Below are 1,644 nucleotides of genomic sequence, written 5' to 3'. Positions count from 1 at the left end.
GCGAACATAACTGTTTTTTCTGCGCGCATCATGCGAAGCATTTGAATGAGCTCATCATTGTTCGGCTCTTCTATGGGCTGCGTTGTAAAACGACAATGCTCGATAATGTATTCACTCGGTTTCTTTTTTAACCATGGAACCTCCTTCCGCATACCAAGGAAATTCTTGTCCATTCTCCACATTAAATGCGGTACCCACGCTAAACCGCCTTCTACGAAAACCACTTTCAATGTTGGAAAGGTTTCAAATACACCCTCACATACAATACTGTTCATTTGTGACATGTGATGAATAGCTAGGATATTATGACGTTCAAAATTTGTTGTTGGAGTACCGACGGCCGAAATTGGAGGGTTGATACCGTCTCCCTCGCCACCGCCGTGAAATGCAATGACCAAATTGTTACGTACAGCAGCTTCATATATCGGATAAAAACGACGTTGACCAAAAGGTTCACGTGACGATACAGTAAAAATCACTTGAACTACCTTTGGATGAGAGCCGAGTCGATCAATTTCACGTGCTGCCAAAATAGGATCCTGAGTTGCTATAACAATTGATGCGAGATATCGATCATCACTCGGTATCCAATGATCTAGGGTATAGTCGTTGAATGCGGAAGCCACCGCTGCAGCGTAATCCGGGTTATTGAGTGCTGACACAGTAAGCAGGCTGCCGGTAAGTATCGCTTTGGTTATATTGTAGCGATCTAGTGCATCAGATTTCGCAAATTCTGGATCCGAGCCCGGAGGAAGTCCGTTACCAGGAGATGCATCACGCCGTGACAATGGCACTGGTTTGTAAATGGTTATTGGTAATGTGGCTTCGGGCTCATTCAATCGAGGCCACCAAACGCGGGGCATATAAGGTTTTAAATCATCAAAGCTTTTTAATGTTTGGTGAAAATCACAATCGATAACCCCTTGTTTTGAGGTGGATCTCGATTTTATGGTAGATACATCCATACTTTTTACCTCCATTTTATTTAATTACCAAATCTGAGGAGTGAGGCTTCCACCTCACACCTAAATCCCAAGTAAATTCTTCTAAAAAATATAAAACTCTTCCCATGTCTATACATTTAATATAGTAACTCCACTATATATTGCAGTTAATATATTTGATTCAATTTTCAATATGCTTACTAGTTACTAATGAAAATAATTCTTTTTACATATTACTGAACTCTATATGTCTAGGACTTTGGTTATCCAACACTATTCAATTATTGGTTATGGTCATTTGTTATAAATCTAGATCTCTTTTATCCTGTATAGCGAGAAGTGAAATAAGAGAAATGATACCTGCAACCACAATATAAATCGCTATAGGAACCCAAGAGTCATTGAATGCGTTTAGCAATGCTAGTGCAACCAACGGTGCAGTACCACCAAACAAAGCCGCACCAATTTGATTACCTACAGAAATACCTGTCATTCGGACATTTGTGCTGAAGATTTCTGAGAACATAGTTCCCATCATTGCTTCTATCGGTGCCCACAAAATCCCAATTGCAATAATTGTTGCAACCGTTAACCAAAAAGGAGACTTTAGAGACAACAGGTAAAAATAAGGGAAGGCAAACAGAATCAAACCAACTGTTCCGGCAATATATATGGGCTTTCTACCGACCTTATCTGAAAG

General features: G+C 40.1%; 2 protein-coding genes. Both read right to left on the bottom strand.

Translation table 11 applies throughout. From position 1 onward, the window contains the following. On the bottom strand, positions 1–965 hold a 965-nt coding region (locus ACFVS1_RS26795), incomplete at its 3' end, for an amidohydrolase family protein (RefSeq protein ID WP_387552222.1). 280 nt (positions 966–1,245) lie between these two features. Beyond that, on the bottom strand, positions 1,246–1,644 hold a 399-nt coding region (locus ACFVS1_RS26790), incomplete at its 5' end, for an MFS transporter (protein ID WP_387552219.1).

The organism is Peribacillus sp. NPDC058075, assembly GCF_042885195.1.
Classification (GTDB): Bacteria; Bacillota; Bacilli; order Bacillales; family DSM-1321; genus Peribacillus.
This window is presented reverse-complemented; position numbering and strand designations above follow the sequence as displayed.